The following is a 22,626-nucleotide window of genomic DNA, read 5'->3' as shown; positions in this document are numbered from 1 at the left end:
GCCGCGCAGTCGGCGCGCCAGCCAGTTCGAGTCGAAGGTGTCCGAGGGCGACCCTGCTGACTGTGGCTGGTGGTACGAGGTCCCGTCGGACAACCTTCGCGGCGCCTCAAGCATCTACACAGTGCCGAAGTGAGGCAACAATTCGGGGAGAGGCACATCATGAGTAATCGCATCGGTATCACCGCCGGCGGCCGCGGCACTGGCCGTGGTGGGCGGTTCGGTCTTGGCTTCCGTGAGCGCGCAGCAGCCCTACGAGCGCGAGGTCACCTCCTTGTGAGGACCCGCCGCGTCGGTGGGATCGGCGCGGCCGCGGCGGCGGTCCTGCTCTCGGCGACCTTGCTGGCGTTCGTACCGACGCCACCGGCTCACGCCGCGACGAGCTACCAGGGCAGGGTCACCGCGACGACGCTCAACATCCGGAGTGCCCCGACGTCGGCAGCCGCCGACGTCGGCACCCTCCGCTACGGGGCGACCATCAGCATCCAGTGCAAGGTGTTCGGGCCGTCCGTGGGCGGCAACTCGCTCTGGTACAAGCTGTCCACCGGGAAGTGGGTGACCGCGCGTTACGTCGCCAACATCGGGTCCGCGCCACGGTTCTGCGGCGACGGGCAGGAGTACGAAGGACGGGCGCTGTCGTTCCTGAACGTGCGCAGCGGTCCGCACACGGCGAACGCGACGGTGTCGTCGGCGCCACAGGGGACGTTCCTGGCACTGGTCTGCAAGGTCGACAGCCAGTCGATCGACGGCAACCCCCGCTGGTACCAACTCACCGGCGACGGCGGCGGTCAGTGGGTCGCCGCCCGGTACGTGTCGAACGTCGGCTCCGCGCCGCCGTACTGCTGACAGCGCCACGAGAAGAGGTGGCGGGGGCGTGCCCCCGCCACCTCTTCTCGTGCACCGCTCGATACGCGTGGGGCCCACTGACGAGTGCAGGGCGGCACGACCGGAGCGTCGCCCTTGACAGCAAGTGCGTGCGCGACGACTCTCTGGGTGCGAGGCCGAGGTGACCTGCATGAGGGAGCACGTGTGGGCGCCGGCCTGCTGGGGGGGGAGGACTCTCGTGTTCTTCGAGGAGTATCCGATCGTTCTGCTCGGGGTCATCATCGTGGTGATCGAGGTGTGGTTGCGGATCCGCGAGCCGATCTTCCATCTGGTCGCCCGCGCACTCCGCAGGAACACCCCGTCCTAGGCGGTGGGCTATGCCGGGGCCGGGCTCGTCGAAGCCCACCGCGGCCGAAGGACCGCAGCCCACGGTGCTGGGTGTCGCCATCCGCGACGACAGCTGGTTCCGTCGGGTCGACCCGCGTCTCGAACTCGACCCGGGTGCACGCGCTCCGGACCTGTTGAAGGTCCCGGCCGATGGTGCACAGCGGATCCTGCGCCAGACCGTACGTCTCGTCGCTGACATCCCGCGCGGGTCGTCGCCCGACGTCGTGTGGGTGGACGGTGCCAACGAGTTGCTGGTGCGTACCGGCGGGATCGGTCTGAGCTGCCTCACCGGGCTTGTCACCGTGACCCTCCCGGTGACCTGCGACCAACTCCGCGAGGACGCGGCGACCCAGGTCCCGCTCGGGGTCGGCGCTGCCGACGCGCCGAGTGGGCTGGTGATGTCGACGCTGGCCCGGCCGGTCGGACCGGACGTCGTCCTCGACGCATGGTCGACGGCGCTGATCGCCTTCGCATGGGAGGCCGTCGTCCACCTGGCGCAACAGTTGTGCGCGGCGGCCGGCAAGGACGCGTCCGGCCGAGCGCTGGTTCCCGCGTCCATCGCGGCGGAACGCGGGGTCCTGCTGATCCAGCCGATGGCTCGGCATCGAATCGCGTGGAGCCGGCCATGACGCTGAACGCCGAGAGCTTGGATGCGTTCGCCCAGCTCGCGAAGGCGATCGGGTTGCTGGAGAGCAACGGCCATCCCAACCCGTCGTGGTTCGGCGACCCGATCGGCGCGGCCGCTTCCACCGGTAACCAGCACGGTCTGCGGCACCTCCTCGCCGACGACGACCAGCGAGAAGCCCTGCTCGGTTTTGTCGACGAGGCGCTCGGCCCGCCCGAGCGCGGCGAGCGGTCCGGGCAGACGTGGGTGCCGCTGTTCACCGAGTCCGACCCGCACCTGACCGTGTACGCCGTGCTGGAGGAGGCAGCGGGTCACGTCCGCCTCGGCGCGGGGCTGGAACACACGACCGCCGGCGGGCCTCCGCGCGTGGCGACCCGCGTCCACGTACCCCTCTTCCGGTTCGCGCGCCGTGGAGAGCCGCCGCACGCCGAGGCCGGGACGATGCCCGGCTGGCTGCTGCTCGGCACGAGCGGAGCGCGGGTCGAGATCGGGGTGGCCGCGACGTTCAGCGAGGCTGCGCCACCTCCGGGAGAGGCCGCGCTCGCCGGGATCTGCTTCGACATCGCCATCCCGACGGCGTCGGGTGACCAGCTCGGCGTAGAACTCGAGCTGCGCGGCCTGCAGCTTCCCGGTGCATCCGCGCCACGGGACATCGCCGTCGACGCCTCCAGCCTGGACGAACTCGGCTCGGACGTACTGGACCTGGTCCTCGGGCTGGTCAGGGCACAGGCGGACGCGCTCACCGGCCTCGACCCGGCGCTGGCGCCGTTCCGCGCGATCGCCGGGCTGTTCGGCCTGCGCGCGGTGGTGGGGTTGCCGCCGCTGCCACTGGCCGACCTGCCGGCGCTCGGCCTGTCCGCCCTGGTGGGCTGGGTAGAAGAGGTGCTGGCTGACGACACCGCCCGTGACGTGTGGCTCGGTGAGCTGGCCAGCCTGGTCGGCGGGACGGTGGTGGCCGCCGACGACGCCGTACGCATCACCGCTGGACGGCTCGACGTCACGGTGGGGATCCGCGTCGGTTCGGGCGCGGCCGGGCACGCGGTCCCGGTGCCGTGGGTGGAGCTGTCGCTCGACACGCAGGCGGGTGCCCGGGCACGCCTGAGCGCCGACCTGCTGCGCGCCGACACGGGCACCGGTGCCTGCACGGCGTTGCCCGGCCTTCGCGCCGAGGCGGTCTTCGGCGCCGACGCGGGCGGCACGGCGCTGCTGGCCGGCTCCACTCCGAGCGTCGGCAGTCTGCACACCGGTGTCGCGCTCGACCCGACCGGTCGACCCGCCTTCGTCCTCACCCTGCACGACGTGGTCGCGACCAGCGGCGGTCCGCGGCACGACGTACTCGACCTCTCCTCGCCGTCGGCGGCGCTCGACTCGGCGACGGCCGTGCTCGAGAGTGCGCTCGCGGCCGCGATAGATGGTCTGGGTCCGTCCGGAGCGTTCGTCAACCGGTTGCTCGGCCTCGACCCTCCGGCCGGCATCGACCCGCTCGACGTGTCCGCGTTCTTCGCCGACCCGCTGGGCGCGGTCCGGACCTACTGGAGAGACCTCACCGGCGACCCGGCCGCGACCGCGGACGTCCTCGGCCGGCTCCGTGCGCTGCTGACCGGCGCTCCTGTCGCGTCCGTCCCCGGGTCGGGCACGACGACCGACCCCTGGCGGGTGGACCTGGTCGACGGGGTCGGGCTCGACGTGTCGCGGGACGGCGACCAGCTCCTCGTCGAGCTGGTCGGTCGCGTCAGCACGCCGGTCCTCACCGAGTACGAGGTCGCCGGGACGCTCGGCCTCACCCTGCTGCGCGCCGACCTGTCGGGGGGCACCGCCGCGTTCCTCGTGGGGGCGCACGGCTCGCTCTCGCTCCGTCGGCAGGATTCGCAGCCGGCGAGGCTTGCCCTCGGTGCGGCGGCGCTGGAGGCCAGGGCGTTCGTCGCCCGGGCGAGCTGGGTGCCGGGACGCGGGTTCAGGGCGACGTTCGGCGCCGAGGATCTCGCCGTCGTCGTCGGCGGATCCGACGAACGGATCCCGCTCGGCCTGCCCACGCCGGACACCGAAGGAAGGCTCGTCCTCCCCACACCGGACTGGGACGCGGTCGAGCGAGCCGCAGCGGTCCTGCTCACAGAGCTTCGGCTGCCGGTGGTCGAAGCGCTGCTCGGCCTGGTCGGCTGGACCGGCACGGGCGCCCACCTGCCGCTCGCCGGACTGGTCGGAACCGACCCGGGCGCGGCGGTACGCGCGTGGCTGGCCGACCTCGTGCTCGACTGCGACCGGATCAGGCTGGCGCTCGGACCGGTGGCCGCTCTGCTCAACGGATTCCGCTGGGCGGCGCCGCTCGGGACGGGTTCGGTACGCGATCCGTTCCGTTGCCCGGTGGCGGGCGAACCACGCGCCCCTGGCCTCGCTGTCTGGACCGAACCTGGCTGCCCACCGAACACCGAGGATCTCCTGCGCAGTCTCGGCTCGCTGGCCGGTGGCGAACGCCCGGATCCGGCCGTGCTCGTCGGAGTGCTGCGCGGTTCCGCGCAGGCGCTGCCCGCCCTGGCCGACCTGCTGGTGGGGCGGGATTCGCTCGCCGAGGGACTCGGACTGCTGCTCACCCGCTGGGCGGGCACAGACGGGCTGGTCGGTCGTCCCGCCGCGCTGCCGGACGACGTGACCGCCGTCGAGCTCGACGGTCTGAGCTACGACGAGCTGGTCGCGCTCGGCAGCGTGGGTCACCTGGTCAGCGACGTGCTCGACCCCGTTCCGGTGGCGGTGGTCCACGTCGGGTGCGAGCCGACGTGGATGAACGACCGGCCTGTGGGTACGGCGTTCGACCGCAGTGGGGCGGACTCTTTCGGGACCGTGCCGGCGGTGGGTGGCGGCACCTGGTTCGTCCGGCTGCCCACGCCTGCCGACGCCGCGACCGCCCGTCCCGAGCGTGGTGGAGTCGGCGAGCAGGCCGTCCGGCTGGCCGGCGTCCTCGCCGGCCGTACCGATCCGGTCGTGCTCGTGGGGTACGGCGCGTGTGGTGCCGCCGTGATCCGGGCCGCGTCCACGCTGGCCGTCGTCACGGACGTCGTCACCGTCGGAACGCCGTGGGCGGGCCTCGCCGTCGACAGCCTGAGCGGCGGCCTTGGTGGAGACGCGTTGCGGCTGCTGCGGCGACTGCGTCGGGCGGACGAGGAGATCTGGCCGGACCCGCTCCTCGCGCTGGAGGCAACCCCGCTGGAGCAGGTCAGAGGGGTCATCCGCCGCGGTCTCGACGTCCTTGCTTCAGGCCGTGACCTGCCGTCCGCCGGCACCGAGGCGCGCCGGTCCGGGCTCGCGGTACACGCGGTGTTCGGCAGCCTGGACGAGGAGTCGCTCGCGCACGGTCTTGCCGCGTTCGTCGCGGACGGGATCCGGGCCAGGGTCGCGGCGTCCGCCCTCGGTTCGCCCGCGCTCGACACGGATGGCGACACCACGCCCACCGCGGTCCACGCCGGCATCGATCTGCCGGTGACCGGCCTGGACCTCGGCGGCCTGCGGGTGGGCGTGGGCGCGACCGTCAAGCTGTGCGAGATCGGCCGGGCACCGGACGGCCCGGGACTCGAGGCGTCCCCGGTCCGCGGCGTGGTCGTCGACGTCCACCTCGGCGTCACCGACGGCTGGCTGGTCGGCGGGCCGGGCTCGGGCAGCACGGTGGGCGAGCTGCGTTGGATGTCGGCGCGGATCGACGTGCCGCTGGACGGCCGGCCCGGCGAGACCGAGCTCGTCCTGCACGAGGCGCTCGGGTTCGGCGTCGACCGCGAACGGTGGGTCGTACGGGCGGACCCGACCGGTGCCGCGCCCGACGTACCAGCCGCGGACCTCACCACCGCGGTGCCCGAGGTCCGGGTCCTGCTCGCGGACGTGGTGGCACGGCTGGGCGCAGCCTCGACGGATCTCGCCGCCGTTCTCGACCTTCTCGGGCTCACCCGCGCCGGTGGTCTGGACCCGGACGGGCTCGACCGACTCCTGTACGACACCGCCGTGACGATGCGCGCGCGGATCGCGGACGCACCCGCCGAGGTCGCGAGCCGGCTGCGCGCCCTGATCCCGGCGGCCACCGGAAGCGCAGCAGCGGTCGGTTGGTCCGTCGGTCCAGCGACGATCGGTCTCGACATGGCCACCGGCTCGCTCACCGGAGCGCTGCGCGTCACGACTTCCGGCCTGCCGCACTTCGCCCTCGACGTGGCGATGGGTCCGACCGACGTGGCCGCGACGGCGAGCCTGGGAGCACTGGATCCGTCGGCCCTGGGCGGCGAGATTGGAGGTGGCTTGCGACTCGTCGCCGGGACGAGCCCAGCCGCGGTGCGCGTGGAGTCGGCGGTGCCGGGCGGGAGTGTCCGCGAGGTGGCGCTGGTGCCGAGTCCTGATCCCGGCGCGGTGCGCGACCTCGCGACGGTCCTGCTGCCCGCGGTGATCGCGCACGGTGTGCTCGGTGCGCTGCGACAACGGGTGTCCACGGCCGCCGCGCCGGCACTCGACGCCGCCCTCGACGCGTTGGGCCTGCTCACCCCGCCCGACCCGCTCGGCTTCCGGGACGTCGTCCTTCCGATCGGGCTGATCCAGGAGCCAGGCGGCTGGCTGCGTCACGGGGTGGCGAGCTGGCGGACGAACGCCGCCGCCAGTGCGGTCGCACTGCTCGAAGCGTTGGCGCCGTTGGTGGTGCCGGAGCGTGGCGCCGCGGCCGGCTGGCCGATCGCCGAGGGCGCCGTGGTGAGCTACGCGGTCGAGTCCGGCGACCGGCTGCGCCTCGTCCTCGACCTGTCGTTCGACGTCGATGGCGGCGACGGGACGACGGTGACCACGCACGCCGGTGGCGGTCTGGTGATCGGGCCGGACGCACAGCCGCGGCCCACCCTGGACGTGTCGGTCGACGTGGACGGGCAGGGCCTGCGGTTGGCGGTCGCTCCCGACACCGACCCCGCCGTCCGGCTCAGCCTGCTCCGGCCGCCGGGTGCGCCGCTGCCGCTCTATCCCGACGGCCCTGGACTCGGTGCCGCACTCGCCGCTGCCGGCGAGATGGTCCTGCCGGCGGTCCTCGACGCGATCGCGGCGCACCGCGATGACGCCGGAACGTCGCTGGTGAAGTCCGTCGGCCAGGCGGTGTTCGACCTCGGCGCGGCCCTCGACCTGCGGGACGGCACCGACTTCACCGCCGCCAGACTGGCCGCGTTCGCCGAGAACCCTGCGGCCCGTCTGACCGCGCGGCTCCCCCAGCTCGTCTCGACCGGCACGGCCGCCCTGGCCACCGCGCTCGATCCGGGCGGGTCGGTGGTCGCGGTCACCACCGGCAGCGGCACCGACACTGGCACAGGTGCCGGCACTCTGACGGTCGGGTTCGGCACCGGCGCACCTGTCGTGCTCGTACTGGACGCGAGTGGTGCGGTGCCTGCCCTCGAGCTCCGCGCCGACGTGGACATCGACGGCGTCGGCCGGTTCGTCCTCGAGCGGCTTCGGCTCTCGGCCGCGGGTGTCGAGGTGGCGGCGCTGCTCGGTCCGGTCGTCCTCGACCTGGGATCGTTCGCGCTGCGCCCACTGCTCGCGATTCGGGGCGGCAGTGCCCTCGGCTCGGGTCGCCTGGTCGGAGTCGGGCTCGCCCTCGACGACGCCGCCGCCCGGGCGGTCGAGTTCCGCTGGGGTCTGGATGCGAACCCGCCGACGCTCACCGCGGTGCACCGTACGGCAGCCGGCGAAACCCTCGGCGCGGCCGGCGACGCGAGCCAGTGGCTGCTGGCGCTCGCCCTGTCCCTCGCCGGTGGCCTTGTGGCCGACGGCCTGAACGGCGTCCTCACCGCGGAGGCGACGGCCGTCCTGCAGGGCGTCGTGTTCGGCGACAGCCCGGGCAGCACCGAGGTCGACACCGGTCTGGCGCTCGACCTCCTCGACGCCGATGCGCTGCTCGCCCGCCTGAAGCGGCTGCTCTGGAACGCCGCACAGGACACCGGCCTGTCGGTCACGCTGGGCGGCCTGGTCACGATCGCCCTGGCGAGCACCGGCACCACCACCCGGCAGCTCGGCATGAGCCTGTCGATCGTTCCCGGACGCCGGTTCACCCTCGTCGACGGTGACACCCGGGTCGAGCTCGAGGTCGATGCCAGCTGGGTGGATCCCGACGTCCCGGCTGGCCTCGCCATCTACGTGCTGTCCGGCACGTCGGCGACGACGCTGACGATCGACCCGTCCGTCTCGGTCGCCGGCCTCGGCCTGCGGTTCACCAAGGCGTCCGGGCCGCTGCTGTCCCTCGGCGCGGTGACGCTGGACGCCATCGCCACGCATGTCTACGCCGAGGCGTCGCCGGCCGGCACCGGTGGCGGCGTACGCCTCGAGCTCGCCGGCCTGGCGTTCTCACCAGGCGGCGGTGGAGGCACTAACGCCGTCGCCAACAGCATCCTGAACGACGCCGGCCAGGCCGGCGCGTCCAGCCGCCCGGCGTTCTCCCCCTCGCTCGCCGTCCAGCAGCACCCCGGTCTCGACCCGGCCACCTCGCTGCGGGCCGGACCGCCGCCGGGACCGTGGTGGATCCTGGTCCAGCGCCAGCTCGGCCCGCTCTATCTCGAACGGCTCGGCTTCGACTCCGTCGAGACCGAGGGGACAGTCAGCCGGATCTCGCTGTACTTCGACGGCCGGGTCTCGATCCTGGGGCTGACGGCGGCGGTGGACCGGCTGTCGCTCAGCTGGACCGGCGGCGACGTGCTCGACGTCGACAGCTGGGCCGTGGACCTGATGGGGCTCGCCGTCGCCGCCGACCTGTCCGGCGCGTCGCTGGCGGGCGGCATGCTCAAAACCATCGGCCCACCCGAAGACGGCCCGGTGTCGTACGTCGGGATGCTGCTCGGCCGGTTCGGCGTCTACGGCCTGTCGGTGTTCGGCGGCTACACCGACGACGCCGGCAGCCCGTCGTTCTTCGTCTTCGGTGCCCTCAACGGCCCGATCGGCGGCCCACCCGCCTTCTTCGTCACCGGTCTCGGCGGCGGCCTCGGCATCAACCGCGGACTGCGGGTGCCAGACGACGCCGCCCGCTTCCACGAGTTCCCGTTCATCGCCGCGCTCGACCCGGCCGCGCGACCGCCCGACGACCCGATGGACGAGCTCCGCAAGCTCAACACGTACTTCCCGCCGCAGCGCGGCAGCTTCTGGTTCGCCGCGGGAATCAGCTTCACCTCGTTCGCGCTGGTCGACGGGATCGCCGTGGTGGCGGTGTCGTTCGGTGACGGGCTGGAGATCAACCTGCTCGGCCTGGCCCGGATGGCGCTGCCCCGGCCCGAGGCGGCGCTGGTGTCGATCGAGCTGGGCCTGCTGGCCCGCTTCTCCACCCGCGAGGGCGTCTTCCTGATCCGGGCCGCGCTCACCGAGAACTCCTGGCTGCTCTACCCGGACGTACGACTGAGTGGTGGGTTCGCGTTCGCGACCTGGTGGAAGGGACCGCTCGCGGGACAGTTCGTCCTCACCCTCGGCGGTTACCACCCCGACTTCCACCGCGACGGCTACCCGGAGGTGCCGAGGCTCGGGCTGGCCTGGCGGGTCAGCGACCAGATCGCGGTCAAGGGCGGCGCGTACCTCACGTTGACGTCCGAGGCGTTGATGGCCGGCGTCGACGTCGAGGTCACCGCGAACTTCGGCTGGGCGTGGGCGCGCGTCGCGTTCGGCGCCCACGGCATCGTGTACTTCGACCCGTTCTGGTACGAGGTCGAGGCCTACGCGCGGATCTCGGCCGGCGTGAAGATCAGCACCTTCTTCGGCACGGTCAGGATCAGCATCTCCACGAGCGGCCGGATCAAGGTCTGGGGGCCGGAGTTCTCCGGCCGGGCGAGATTCGAGGTCGGGCCGTGCGGCATCACCGTCCCCTTCGGCAGCGGACGCCGGGTCGAGCCTCGGACCCTCAGCTGGGCCGAGTTCGTCGCGAAGTACCTCGAGGACGCCGGCGGCGGGACCGCGCGGGTGCTCTCGGCGATCACGGGGCGGGGCACGCTCCCGGCGGCGACGGGCGGCGACCGTTCCGCGCCGACCTCCGACGGCACGCCCGCGCGGCCGTTCGAGGTGTACGCCGAGTTCGAGCTCACCCTCGTGACCACGGTGCCGACCTCCGGTGTCGACGTCGACCTGGCCGGCGGACCGGTGCCGGTTCCGGTGGTGCGCTCCGACGGCCTGCCGGCGACGCTCGGGCTGAAGCCGATGCGGGCCGGCGGTCTCACCTCGACCCTGCGCATCCGGCTCGCGCGACGGGACCCTGTTACCGGCGTCTGGACCGCGCTCCCCGACCAGCTCCGGGTGGTCGGCGGCAACCTCGCGGCCGCGCAGCCGCGGCCGGAGGGCAGCGCGGTCGGCCGGGAGTCGTTCCCGATCGGAGCCTGGGGCGCGCCCGACGCCCCCGGCCTGCCTGCCGCGCCACTACCTAAGGGGGACGTGGTCCGGGCCGGCAACCAGGTCCGGCTCGTCGCCGAGGCGACGACGATGGCCCGCGGCCCGGAGATCGACTACTACCGGGTGGAGGCGTCTCGGCGGCCGCTGCCGTTGCAGGCTGGTGGCCCGTCGCGCGGTGACCTGCTGGCGACGGCCGGGACCGTGGCGGTGCCGCAGCCGACGACCGTCGCGGCGGCACTGCAGGCAGCCGGCGAACGGCTCTTCGCGGTGGCGGCCGAGGCTCTGCCGGCGGGCGTGCTGCCGGCCGGCGCGCGCAGCGGCCTGGCACGGGCGTCGTACCGGGGGGAGGCCGCCGCGCCGCCGTTGTTCGGCACGCTCGCCGACGGGATGGTCGAGGAGAACGCCGACGACCCGACCGCCGCACGCACTCCACCCCCGCCCCCACCCGAGCCCCGGCCGCTCCGGCCGCCGGTGGTGGTCGGCTACCTGACGGCTGGAAGCGGAGTGGCCGTGCGGGCGTCCGGCACCTCCGTCTCCGACCGGCGGATCAAGCGACGTCCAGCGCCGACCCTCGACTCCGTGCAGGCCCGGCTCGGCACGCACCTCCCCGTACGCCTGCACACTGTCGTCGCACCAGCGACGGAACGGTCCGGCACGCTCGCCGCCGAACGGGTGCCACGGACCGAGGCGACCGGATCGACCCGGTCCTACCCGCTCGGGAGCAGCGGGGTGGGCGGGACGGTCGGCGGCCTCACCGGCGGTTTCGAGCCGGTCGCCGCCACCTCCGACGACCACTCCCCCACCGCCCGCGCGGAGGCGGAGAGGACCGGACGGCCACTCGACTCTGGCGAGTTGGTCGTGCTCGCGCTGCCGGACGCCTCCGTCGACGTTCCCCGCAGCGGCCCGGGGCCGCGTCCGATGCTGGTGGTCGACGGGCAGGCCAGGGTGACCATCCTGCGGGGTGACGGCTCAGTCGTCGTCGACATCACGACAACGGACCGGCTCCCGCTGCCGGCCGGAGCCGCGTTGGTCGCCGTGCAGGCCGACGGCCTGGTCGACGACGGTGACGGGGTGGCCGGCTGGCACATCCGGTCGCGCGTCTGCGCGCTCGGCTCGCACGCGGCACTGGCCGCCGGTTGCGTCCTCACCGCCGACGGCGGACCGACCACCCGCGGCGCCACCTGGCTGACCTCGGGCGAGCTGCTGGCAGCCGCCGCCGCCGTACGCACCCGGTTCGCCCGCCCGGTCCGAGCCGTCGCGATCGTGGTCGAGGAAGGCCACGCCGACCGGGTCGACGCGGTGTCGCTCGACCTCACCGGCGCGCGGCGCGCGAGGGATGCCAACGGCGACGAGCAACCGCCGACCGTCCTGCTCAGCGGTGATCAGGCGGTACTCGTCTATCCGGTGGAGCCGGAGGAGCCAGGCAAGCGGCCCGTCACGGTCAGGGTGCGGGCGGGCGGCGACTGGCGGGTGACCGGCGTACTCGGCGCCGAGCACGGCGTCGACGAACTGACCAGACAGGTCGTCCGCAACGGCGTCGTCGCGGCCGGAGGCCGGCTGCTCGCCGGCACCGGGAAGGGCTGCCGGATCAGCTGGGACGACCAGGGAACGGGTGAGGCGCATGGCCGTCGGTGAGGGAAAGTTCGCGCTGTACTCGCGGATCGAGCCGCCGTTGCAGGCCGGCGACTACCGCTTCACGACCAGCCAGGTGATGAGCGCCACCGGGCACGACCCGGGCCAGTTGCCGGTCGCCGAGCTGCCGACCCACGTCACCGTCCGCGCGCCGCGCTACACGCTGCCGCCCGACCAGGTGCTGTCGACGTTCCCACCGGCCGGCAGCGAAGGGGCGTACGGGACCCGGCTTCCGCAGATCGTGATCCGCCGCCGGACTCTGCCCTGGGAACGCCTGGTGCAGAACGGCGTCCCGCCCTCGACCCCATGGCTCGCGCTGGTGCTGGTCGCCGAGGGCGAAGCCGAACTCCAGCTCAACCAACCGGTGGCCGAGTGCGTGACGCCCGGCCGGACCCTGCCCGGCAAGGCGGACGTCGAGCTCGGCAACTACCTGCAGATCCGCAAGTCGATGGTCGACCGGATCTTCCCCACCCAGCTCGACGTACCACTGCTGGCGCACGCGCGCGAGGTGGACATCCACGACACCGAGCTGATGATGGGCGACGACGACGGCTTCCTGGCCGTGGTGATCAGCAACCGGCTCCCCCTGCAGGGCCACGACGCGGACGGCACCGAGGTCCCGGTGAAGTACCTCGCCTGCCTGGTCAACCTCGAAGGACAGTTCACCAGCCTGCTGCCCAGCGCGCCGCAGCCCGCGCCCTTCACCCCTCTGCCGGTCAAGGTCGCCACGACCTACGCCAACCAGGCGCAGTGGGACCACACCACGATGGGTCGGCAACCGTACGACGTGAACATCGGGCCCGCCGCCGGCTCTGTCGGCACTGTTGGCACCGTCACCGCCGTCCCCAACCCCGGAACAAGTGCCGTCCGCTCGACCCAGCAGGCAAGCTGGTCCACCCAGCCGACCGTGCGAGAGCACGCGGACGTCTACGCCGAGATGGCCCGGGACTTTCGCGAGGCGGTGATCTCGGGCTATGTCGCGGGCGAGTTCGTCGCCGTGGACCCGACGTTGCGGTTCCCCGTGCTGCTGCACTGGAGCTTCACGTCGTTCGGCACCATGACGTTCCGTTCGCTGGTCGAGGGGCTGGACTCGGGCCTGCTCGGTACGGTCGGGGACGCGGAGGCCCCCGAAGGGACCGGCGCTCCGGACGTGACGGGGCGGCCGCCGATCGAGGTCGTCGAGACCGGGCACACCGGGCTCGCGCACCGGACCCGACGCGGCGACCCGGTGCGGTCCTGGTATCGCGGCCCGTTCGTCGCGCATCCCACCACCGACTCACCAGCTGACCGGCTGCCGCTCGCGCACGCCGCCGACCAGCTTCGGATCGTCGTCCCCGACGGCCGGGAGGACATCTCGCTCGCGGCAGCGTTCGAGATCGGCCGGCTGCTGGCGCTCGCGCGGCCGTCGATGATCGCGGCGCTGATGCGGTGGCGGCAGAACGGCTACCAGACCGCCCGCCGGAAGGCGGTGTGGAGGGACCACGTGCGTTTCCTCGACGAGGTACTCGGCGGAGACCCGGTGCTCGCCGGAGAGATGGTGCTGGACGGACACCTCGGTGTGCGGCTGGGCAGGAGCCTGGGAAACGCCGTCGCTCTTAAGCCGGGAGACTTCTTCGGCGACCCCGCGCCGCTGGTGTCCCCCGGTCGACCGCTGCCGGTGGACGAAGGGCCGGAACGCCTGCTGGCCAAGGGATTCGGGCTTCCCGCCGACCTCTTCGACGGCGATGCCGTGACGGTGCTCGACCGGCTGCGCGACACTCCGGTGCTCCAACCGGACGGTCCCCGCGACGCGATGACCTCGCAGGTGCGGGACGCACTGGCCCGCACCCTCCACCGCGAGGTCGACCGCCTGGTCGCCGACACCCTCGCGGGCGACGCCCGCCGGCCGGACGCGTTGGAACGGCTGCTGGCCGGTCTCGAAGCCGGCGCCGCCGAGGCGGCAGAGACCAGCGTGACGCCGCGGTCCGGACGCGAGGAGGGGGATACCGGTGAAGGTTGATGCCCGAACGGTGCTGAGGGAGCTGCCGCTTGCGATCAGCGAGCTGCCGCCGGTGGCGATCGCCACCGAGGACGACGGCGACGGCGCGATCCCGGCCGAGCTGCGGGAGTGGCTGGTGCGGCTCCGCCTGCTCGACGGCGTGCCGTTCGCCTACCTGGTCGCGGACTCCGAACTGCTGCCACCGGAGTCGATCCGCTGGTTCTACGTCGACCGGCGCTGGACCGATGCGCTGGTGCAGGGCGCGCTCGCGGTCGGAACGGTCAACAGCGACGACCGGACCCAGCTCGCGAACCAGTACCCGCAGGTGCGCGCCGAACTCGACAACGAGGAACGCAACCTGCGCCGCCAGGCCGGCTCGAACCGGTACGCCGGAGAGGCCGGGCCGATCAGCGGCTTCCTGCTGCGTTCGCAGGCGGTGTCGGGGTGGCCGGCGATGCACGTGCGGGCGTTCAGCATCGATCCGGGCCCGGACGCCGACGAGGCGAGGGTGCCGGAGGACCAGCCGGGGCGGATGCGGCTGCTGCGGTTGGAGCGCCTCGCTCCGGCGGTGCTGCTGTGCCTGTTCGACGGCGTGCCGACGGTGGTCCATCTCGAAGAGCCCCGACAGGGTGTGCAGTTCGGCTTCGACGCCACGGGCGAGGACGAGCACGTGCGGGCCACGCTGCGCCCGCGCGACGCGACCACGTTCGACTACCTCCCGGGCGCACCGGTCGACGTGCCGTTCCGGACCGGCGCCACAGGTGTGGTGGACATCCAGCAGTTGGAGCGCCGGCTCAAGGACCGGGCGGGCAGTGGCGCGGCCGACGGCCTGGACAGTTCGGAGTACGCCCTGCAGCTGGTGCGGTTCCCGTTCCGGCAGGTGTTCGGCGATCCCGCGCCGACGCCGGTGCGGTTCGTGTTCCGACCTACCGTGTCGTACCAGGCGATGGTCGACCAGGTGTTCCGGACGGAGGGCCCCTGATGGTCGATCCGCAGCGGCGCCGCGACGCCCTCTTCGACCGCCGGTTCACCGCACTCGTGCAGGCCGGCGCCGCGCTGTCCACGATCGGCACCTGGGACGACGGGCTCTCCCGCCGCACCCGGATCCTCGTCCCCGTCGACGTCCAGGCGTTCGTCGTACCGGTCAACGGCGGCGAGGCGACCGTCGCGATGACCGGCGGGCCGGGTGATCCGCCGCCGTTCGAGCCCGGCAGCGTCCGGCCCGCCGGCGTCCACCTGCACTGGGCGATGCCCGACGCCCTGGTCGCGGGCGCGAGCGATCCGACCGGCGAGGCTCTCGACCTGCCCCGCCTGCCCGACCGTTGGGTGGTGGTCCGCACTCTCCAGCCCCTCGGGAGTCGCGAGGCACGCCCGCGGGGCTGGGTGATCGACGCCCGCACCGGATCGGTCACCCCACTCGCGACCTATGCCGGGACACCCGATCCCGCGCCACCCGACACCCCGGTCCTCGAGCCGTTGGACGCCGCGGCCGGTGGCTCGTTGATGTGGACCGCGTCGTACGAAGCGAGCGCGGGCCGGTTCGGCTTCCACGACCCGCTTGACGACCTGACCACCGGAGAGAAGTTCGCCGGCGACCAGGCGGCGTACACGGTGGCCGGCTGGTGGAGCGACCTCGGCGAGGACCCGCTGGCCGCCACGACCGGGCCGAGACGGCTCGACGCGCGCCTCGCCGATCTCGGCTGGTACGTCGTGCACGACGCCGACGACGAGGCGCTGGTCGAGGAGGACCCCCGCCTGACCCGGATCCGCGACGGGATGGGCATGCCTTCGCCGAAGGACGCTGCTCCGGCGAGGATCACCGGCGCCGACGGGAGGATCGTCTCCGGCGCGCTCGACGACATCGCGTTCACGGTCAGGTCCCCGGTGCGGGCCGCCGACCTTGTCGTCATGACTCCGGCGCTGCCGCGTTACGCGACGCTGGTGCACGGCAGCGTGCTCGGCGTTCCGGTCACGGGTGCCCTTCCGCCGGCCGACGACCGGCCCGATGCCGCTGACCTCGGACTCGCGCTCGGCCAGGACGTCGACGACGTTGTCTCGGCGTTCGGCGCCGAGGTGCTCGGCCTCGATGCGACCCTTCGGCGGTCGGCGGAGACCCTGGTGGCGGCCTTCACCAGTGGCCTGATCGAGCAGATCGGCAGCCCCGACGGCCTGGAGGACCTTGCCGAACGCGAGCACGGCGACGGGTTCTGGTCCCTGCCCGGCGCTCCACTGCCGGCGGCGAAACCGGACCGCCTGCGCACCGAGGACACCGCTCCGCTCGGTCCCACGCGCGTGGGCCGCAAGGGCCGGGCCGCCCAACCTCCGCACCGGCTGGGCACCAGGCTGGGATGGGCCGACGTCGAGCTCACGTTGACATCCGGCACCGGAGCGGGCGCCGCGGCCTCCCGGCGTACCGAGGAGACACTGCCCGCCCCGGGCGGCACGACGCCGTCGGAGTCCCGCGAGGTCATCCGGCCTGCACCGCGCTACTTCCGGCCGCAGCCGCCGATGCTCGCGATGCGCGGCGTACGACCGAACCACCGGCACCACGGCGACGGTCTCTACGACGAGCAGGGCCGGCTGCGCTGCCGCTACCCGCGCGAGTGCGTACCCGCGATCGACGGTGTCATCACAGGCACCGCCGTGCTCGGCTCGCTCGGCTCGGGCGCGGTACCCGACGAGGTACTCACCGTGGTCCGCGAGGCCGTTCTGCTCAACCTGTACGGCTTCCACTGGCTCGCCGAGGCGGGCGCACCGGACGCGTCGATGGTCGAGGTCTACCGGACCAGGCTCGCCGCCGAGATGGTCCGGCTGTACGGCGTCGACGGCCGCTACGACGGCACGAGCCACCTGGCGGCCGCGGCACCCGCGCCGGCCCTGGCGCCGGGCGATCCCTGGGAGGGAAGGTCGACGAGGGACGAGCTGCTCGACCGGCAGATCACCGCCGAACTGGCCGAGCACGCGCTGGTCAGGGGGACCCCGCCGAGCCCCGTGGCGATCACCACCTGGCGGCAGCCGTGGGTGCCACTGTGGCTGGAGTGGAAGGTCACCCTCGACGGGCACGGCTCCACGGCCGGCTGGCAACTCGCCGGGCTCGACCTGGAACCGACCACCGACCCGCCCACGGATCCGGGCGCCGAGGTGAGCCGGCCCCTCGTCGGTCGCAGCCCGCTGAGCCAGGGGGTGTCGCGGGCGCTGTACGAAGGAATCCGTCGCTGGCGGGAGGCCGAACTCCAGCGCGACGCGACCGGGAACTCCACCCTGCCGACGTCCGACCAGGACCTGCTGGGGCGCCTCGGAGATCTGCTCGCCCCGCTCGACCTGGTGTCCGCGTCGCTCGACGGCCTTCGCGAGCAGCTCCTCGGCATCCCGTACGTCGGCGTCCTCCACAGTGCCGAGGACAACGACAGTGCCAACGACAACGACGGCAGCGACGGGGCCGACAGTCTGCCGCGAGCGACCGGCGCACCCGTCCCGCTCTTCGGTGGGACGCTCCGGATCGACGCCCTCCGGTTGGTCGACGCGTTCGGCCGGGTGCTCGACATCCCGCCGGAGGCGGTCGCCGGCACCGCCACGACGCTCGACCTCGCGGTGGAAGGACTCGCGGGCGGCATCCGGATGCGCCCACGGATCCAGCACCTGGCCAGGGCGCTCTTCCGGCTCGTCGACCCGGGTCAGCCGGCCGGCACCGACCCCGCCGAACTGCGGGAGGCGTACGTCGACCAGCTCGACCCCGCCGCCGCGGTCAACCCGGTTGCAGGGTTCCTGCTGCCGGACCACATCGACGAGGCGTTGGAGGCGTTCACCGCCGCCGGCGAGCCGATCGGGCAGCTCGGCCACGACGCCGTGAACGGCGCGGTGACCTGGGAGACAGCACCGGGCCGGCCCCTGCCCCCCGACGCCGGCCCGCTGGCCGGCCTCGATGCCCAGACACGGATCACCGGCGAAATCGCCGCCGGCCTCGTGCACGCCGACGTCGCGGCGCGCGACCTCGACCCACCACCCGGCATCAGCGCGTTGTCGGCACTGCTGCGGGTCATCGACACCACGCTGTGGACGGTCGACACCTTCGCGGCGATCGGTTCGCCGACCGTCGCCGGTCTGGTGGGCAGGCCGGTGACCGTGGTCCGGGCGACGCTGCGGTTGGACGCGCCCGACGACCTCGACGAGGTGGACGTGGTCGCGCCAGGCGGGCCGGCGGCGCGTCGGGCGGCGTACGACGCGATGCGCGAGCAACGGTTCGCGTTCCGGCTCGGTGCGCTCAGCCGGACCGACGACGCGCTGCTCGGGTTCTACCTCGATGACGACTACGCCCACCTGCGCCTGGTGGACCGGACGGTCGCCGCCCAGGCCATCGACAGCGGCCGCCAGCGTGGGCACCTGGGCCTGCTCGGCCAGGTCGCGGTGCCGGACGTCGACCCGCTCGTCCATCCGTACGTCGTTCCCGACGGCACGATCTGGCTGCGTCCCGGCCAGACGGCGCGCCTCACCCTGTTGATGTTGCCGGTCGGCCGGGTGCACCTCACGTCCGGGGTCCTGCCACGCAAACAGCTCACACTCTCCGACGAGTGGACCTCGCCCGGGCTGCGACGGCTGGTCCCCTCCGTGCGGGTGGGACCGGTCCTCGTCGACCCGGCCGAGATCCGCCTGCCGCTCGTCACGCTGCTCGGCGACAAGCAGACCTTCACCCGGCGGACCGGGCCGCTCACCTGGCGGGACGACCCGATCGTCGCCGCCACCCAGACCGCCTACCTCCCCCGGCTGCCACACGAGGCGCAGGAAGGCTGGATCCGGGTCACGCCCACCGAACCAGGCAACGGGCCAGGCAACCCAGGCAACCCAGGCAACGGACCGGGCAACGGACCGGGAGAGACGCCATGACCGAGCCGACGCCTCCCTCCACAGGTACCTCACGACCGTCACGACCCAGGACCCGACGGTCGGGACGGGCGGCCGAACGGCATTCGTTCGTCGCCAGCCGGGTCGGTGAGTACGACGCCACCGCACTCGCGTCGGCGATGTCCGACCGGCTCGCGGCCGAGGCGTCGGCCGCCGGCGTCCCGATGGAGCTGTTCCCCTCTGGCGACGAACGCCGGTGGGTGCCGATCGGCCCGTCCGTGACCCGCGCGTTCTCGTGGTTCTTCGCGCCGTCGTTCCCTCGCGCCACCGGCCGGGTCCGCGACGTCGCGGTGAGCGGCGACGGCCGCCGGGCCTATGCCGCGACCGCGAAGGGTGGGGTCTGGTACACCGACGACGGTGGCGCCACCTGGTCGCCCGTCGGTGGCTGGGCCGCCAGGTCGGCGGTGGCCGGCGGTGTCCACAACGCGCAGTCCTGCGGCGCGCTGCTCGTCGCGTTCGCCGATCCACCGGGCCCTGACCCCAAGGCCGACGCCGCACGGGACTTCGTCCTGGTCGGCACCGGCGAGCTGCAGGGCTTCGGCCGGCCACCCGCCAGGCCCGCGCTCGCCGGGCGGGGCGTCCTCGCGGCGTTGGGGCCGGCGACCAAGCCCGGCAACGACCCCACCTGGGAGCCCGAGGCCGGCGGCGGAGTCTTCGAAGGCCTCGGCATCTTCGAATTGGCGCGGGACCCGGCGGCGACCGCCGGCAGGACGACGGGTCCTGGTCACGACCGCGTGGCGGCGGGCACCAGCGCGGGCCTGTTCCTCGGCACCCGGCGCCCCGCGGCGGCGCCGCACAACGGGGAGTTCACCTGGACGGCGAAACCCGCCCTCGGCACTTTCATGGGCCTTCCCGCCGGACGACAGCCGATCGTCACCGAGGTGCTCTGGATCGCCCGCGGCGGCGATCCGGACGGCCGGATCCTGGTGGCGGTCGCGCTCGGACTCGAGACTCCCGCGCGGGCCGGCGTCGCACCGCCCGGCAGCGGGGTGGCCTACACCGACGACCTGGGCACGACCTTCCACTGGGTGGCGGGTCTCGACCCCACCGCGTCCGGAGCGGTTCCCATCGTTGGGCGGATGAGCTTCGCGAACCCCGAGGCGGACCGGGTCTATGTGCTCGGCGACCGTCAGCCCGCCGCGCCGACGGCCACGGTCGCCACCGTCTGGCGGATCGAGACCGCGGCCGCCGCCACCCCGTCGGCCGACCTGATCGCCGGCGTGCCCGTCGTGTGGGTGGGCAACTCGCTCGGCAAGAACCAACGCGACTACGACCAGGCCATCGCGGTCGACGTGGTGGGCGGCGTGGACCGGGTCTATCTCGGCGGCAACACCGGTCCTGGCGGTGCGTCGCTGTGGTGTCTCGACGTCAGCGTCGGACCGGCGTTGGTGCCGACGGCTGGGGTGTCCCGCACGGGTTCGCCACCAGCCGGCGACGGTGCGGCCACGGGTGGACACGTCGGCGGCAGCATCCACCCCGACGTCCACATGATCCGGCTGGCCGGCACGCATCCGAACCGTCAGGTCTGGGTGGCGACCGACGGCGGCGTCTTCGTGTCGACCCAGGCCGGTCGCGCGCACACGTTCGCCCCCCGGGCGACGGGCATGGCCGCTTTGGAGGTCAACTTCATCGCCGCCCACCCGACGTCGAGCCATTTCGCCGCCATCGGTACGCAGGACAACGGTCGGCAGTCCCGGGTCGGCGACCAGGTGTGGCACGACACCATGGATGGCGACGGTGGCGGCATCGTGATCCACCCGAACGAGTCGCAGGTCATCGTCTCGCAGGCGTTCTTCGCGGCATGGGACTGCGATCCGTTCGCCGGTTTCGTGAACCCCCTCACCCAGGGGGCGTTCGTCGACCCCACCAGCGATCGGGAGAGCGAGGCGTCAGCCTTCTACTCCGGTGCCGCGGCGGTCCGGCACAGCCCCACGTCCGCCCGGATCGCGCTCGGAACCAACCGGGTCTGGCTCACCTCCGATCTCGGCGTCGCCGACCCGAGCACCTGGAACGTTCTGCCCTATCCCGGTGGACCGCTGACCAACCCACGCGCGGGCGGGAGCGACCCGCCGGCCAACCGCAACGTCGGCATCCCGGGAGGCACACCGCTGCCCGTGGTCAGCGGCGGCAAGGGACCGCTCGGCGAGGTGGTCACCATGAAGTGGGTCTCGTCGACCACGATCCTCGTCCTCTTCGCGAACGGGCTGGTGCGCTGGACCGAGGACCCGGTCACCCACCAGTGGACCTCGCGGCTCCTGGTCGCACCAAGCAACGTCACGTTGACACCGCCGGTCATCGACGCCCCGGACCCGGCCGTCAGCATGCTGAGCGACGTCGCGCCCGTGCCTGGGACGGACGACTTCTACCTCGCCACGACCGGCACCCTGGGGAACGCCGCCGACACCTGTCTGTACTTCCACGACGCGAGCAGCCGGTTCTTCGCCACGTCGCTACGTACCCAACTCTCCGCGCTCGATCCGGCGTACGCGGTGGTCGTCGATCCGGTGGAGGTCTCCGAGGTCTATGTCGGCACGGTGACCGGCGTGTGGAAGGGAGTGCGCGGCGCAGGTCCACCCGCGCCCGGCGCACACTGGCCGCACACCTGGGAGACCGACATCAACGGACTCCCCCAGGTGGCGGTGCAGGATCTCAACATCTGGGTCGACCCGGACGGCTCCGCCGACAGCCCACGACTGCTGCGAGCCGCTACACAGTCGCGAGGCGTCTGGGAGCGCGACCTGCGAGCCGCACCCGACCCGAAGCGTACGTACCTGCGGGTGCACGCCCGCGACGACCGGCGGCGGCTGCCGACGCCGATGAAGAATCCCCGGGTCAAGCCGGGCCGGCCGGACGTCGTGCCGTTCGCGAGCCGGGACATCATGATCCGGCCGCGAGCGAACCCCGCCACGGCGCCACGGTGGCCGCTCTCGCCAGGTGCGTCCATGAACTTCGGCAACGCACCCGCGTACCAGCTGTGGACGTTCCAGACCGCGTTCCGCTGGCTCTATCCCTCTGTGCACCCGGACGGCCAGTGGCCCGCGACCTTCGGTGCTCTCCTGGAGCTACACCGCAGCACCGCGTCCACCCTCGGCCCGGTCGAGCCGACGATCAACAAGGCCCTGTGGGACGCCGTGGTCGGCGGCACGCACCTCGACGCCGCCGGTGCCGTCACCAACAGCGCGTCCGACCGTTTGGCGGTGTACCGCCCGGCGTGGCAGACGCCGCTCGCGATGGACGCGGTCGCCACCGAGATCGACCTGCTGGAGAACGTCGTTCCGCCGAAGGTTGTGAACGACGTCTTCCACGTGTTCGCAGAGCCCAGCACGGTCGATGTCCTCATCCACCACCGCGACACCGAGGCGGTGCCCGCCGGGAACGCGTTCGCCATGCTGCTCTGGCGTTCCGGCCCATCTCAGTCGGCGCTGTTGGCGACCGACGTCTCACCGATCCCCGCCTATGTGAACGGGGTCCTGAGCGGCGGGCCCGTTCCGCCCGCTCCGACCGGGTGGAACCGCGCCGAGACTCCCGGGGGCTCACCGAAACTTCCGCTGCCGGTGCCGCTGGACGCCCGGCTGCCGCGCGCGGTGCCGATCGACGTGGACCTGTCCAGCCCCGGTATTCCGGCCAACCACTTCGTGTTGTTCCTCGCGGTGGCCGGATCCAGCATTGATCCTTGTGGCGAGGCGCCCGTCGGCCTGCCCGCGGTGCCCAAGCCCGCCGACCTGGTCAGGGGTTGGCCGTACGCCGCCCTGCGACTGGTCAAGGTCTCCGCTCGGCCCTGAGCCGCGGGCGAAGTTCGGCGAAACGCTGGGACTGCCGCCCGGCCCCCGCGTGGCGATCGAGGATGACTCTGAGGCGGGCGTGCGCGCCCCCGCCGGGGTGCGGCTCCTGGCGTACGCTCGTAGACAACGCAGCATGAATC

At 73.2% G+C, this 22,626-nt stretch carries 8 protein-coding genes; all 8 read left to right on the top strand.

The features are described from left to right. The first annotated feature begins 159 nt into the window (after nucleotides 1-159). The 8 genes from ABN028_RS20630 (at nucleotide 160) to ABN028_RS20595 (ending at nucleotide 22,486) form a co-directional block, all read left to right on the top strand. Complete coding sequence (locus ABN028_RS20630) at nucleotides 160-843, top strand: SH3 domain-containing protein (RefSeq protein WP_349330786.1); 684 nt, start codon at nucleotides 160-162, stop codon at nucleotides 841-843. Between the two features lie 169 nt (nucleotides 844-1,012). After that, nucleotides 1,013-1,189, top strand: coding sequence for a hypothetical protein (locus ABN028_RS20625; RefSeq protein WP_349697779.1), 177 nt, complete (start codon nucleotides 1,013-1,015; stop codon nucleotides 1,187-1,189). A gap of 10 nt (nucleotides 1,190-1,199) precedes the next feature. After that, nucleotides 1,200-1,838, top strand: coding sequence for a hypothetical protein (locus tag ABN028_RS20620; RefSeq protein ID WP_349697778.1), 639 nt, complete (start codon nucleotides 1,200-1,202; stop codon nucleotides 1,836-1,838). Further along, entirely contained in the window at nucleotides 1,835-11,830 is a 9,996-nt protein-coding gene (locus ABN028_RS20615) for a DUF6603 domain-containing protein (protein WP_349697777.1), read from the top strand. Before ABN028_RS20620 ends, ABN028_RS20615 begins: the two co-directional genes overlap by 4 nt. Continuing rightward, the gene (locus ABN028_RS20610) at nucleotides 11,817-13,826 is read left to right on the top strand and encodes a hypothetical protein (protein ID WP_349697776.1); all 2,010 of its coding nucleotides are present in this window, start codon (nucleotides 11,817-11,819) and stop codon (nucleotides 13,824-13,826) included. The genes ABN028_RS20615 and ABN028_RS20610 overlap by 14 nt, the downstream gene beginning before the upstream one ends. Then, nucleotides 13,816-14,787 carry a hypothetical protein gene (locus ABN028_RS20605; RefSeq protein WP_349697775.1) on the top strand — a complete coding sequence of 324 codons (972 nt, stop codon included), beginning with the start codon at nucleotides 13,816-13,818 and terminating at the stop codon, nucleotides 14,785-14,787. The genes ABN028_RS20610 and ABN028_RS20605 overlap by 11 nt, the downstream gene beginning before the upstream one ends. Then, the gene (locus tag ABN028_RS20600; RefSeq protein WP_349697774.1) at nucleotides 14,787-18,686 is read left to right on the top strand and encodes a hypothetical protein; all 3,900 of its coding nucleotides are present in this window, start codon (nucleotides 14,787-14,789) and stop codon (nucleotides 18,684-18,686) included. Before ABN028_RS20605 ends, ABN028_RS20600 begins: the two co-directional genes overlap by 1 nt. Beyond that, complete coding sequence (locus ABN028_RS20595; RefSeq protein WP_349697773.1) at nucleotides 18,683-22,486, top strand: beta propeller repeat protein; 3,804 nt, start codon at nucleotides 18,683-18,685, stop codon at nucleotides 22,484-22,486. Before ABN028_RS20600 ends, ABN028_RS20595 begins: the two co-directional genes overlap by 4 nt. Nucleotides 22,487-22,626 lie beyond the last annotated feature (140 nt).

Source organism: Actinopolymorpha sp. B17G11 (assembly GCF_040196095.1).
Taxonomy (GTDB): domain Bacteria; phylum Actinomycetota; class Actinomycetes; order Propionibacteriales; family Actinopolymorphaceae; genus Thermasporomyces.
This window is presented reverse-complemented; position numbering and strand designations above follow the sequence as displayed.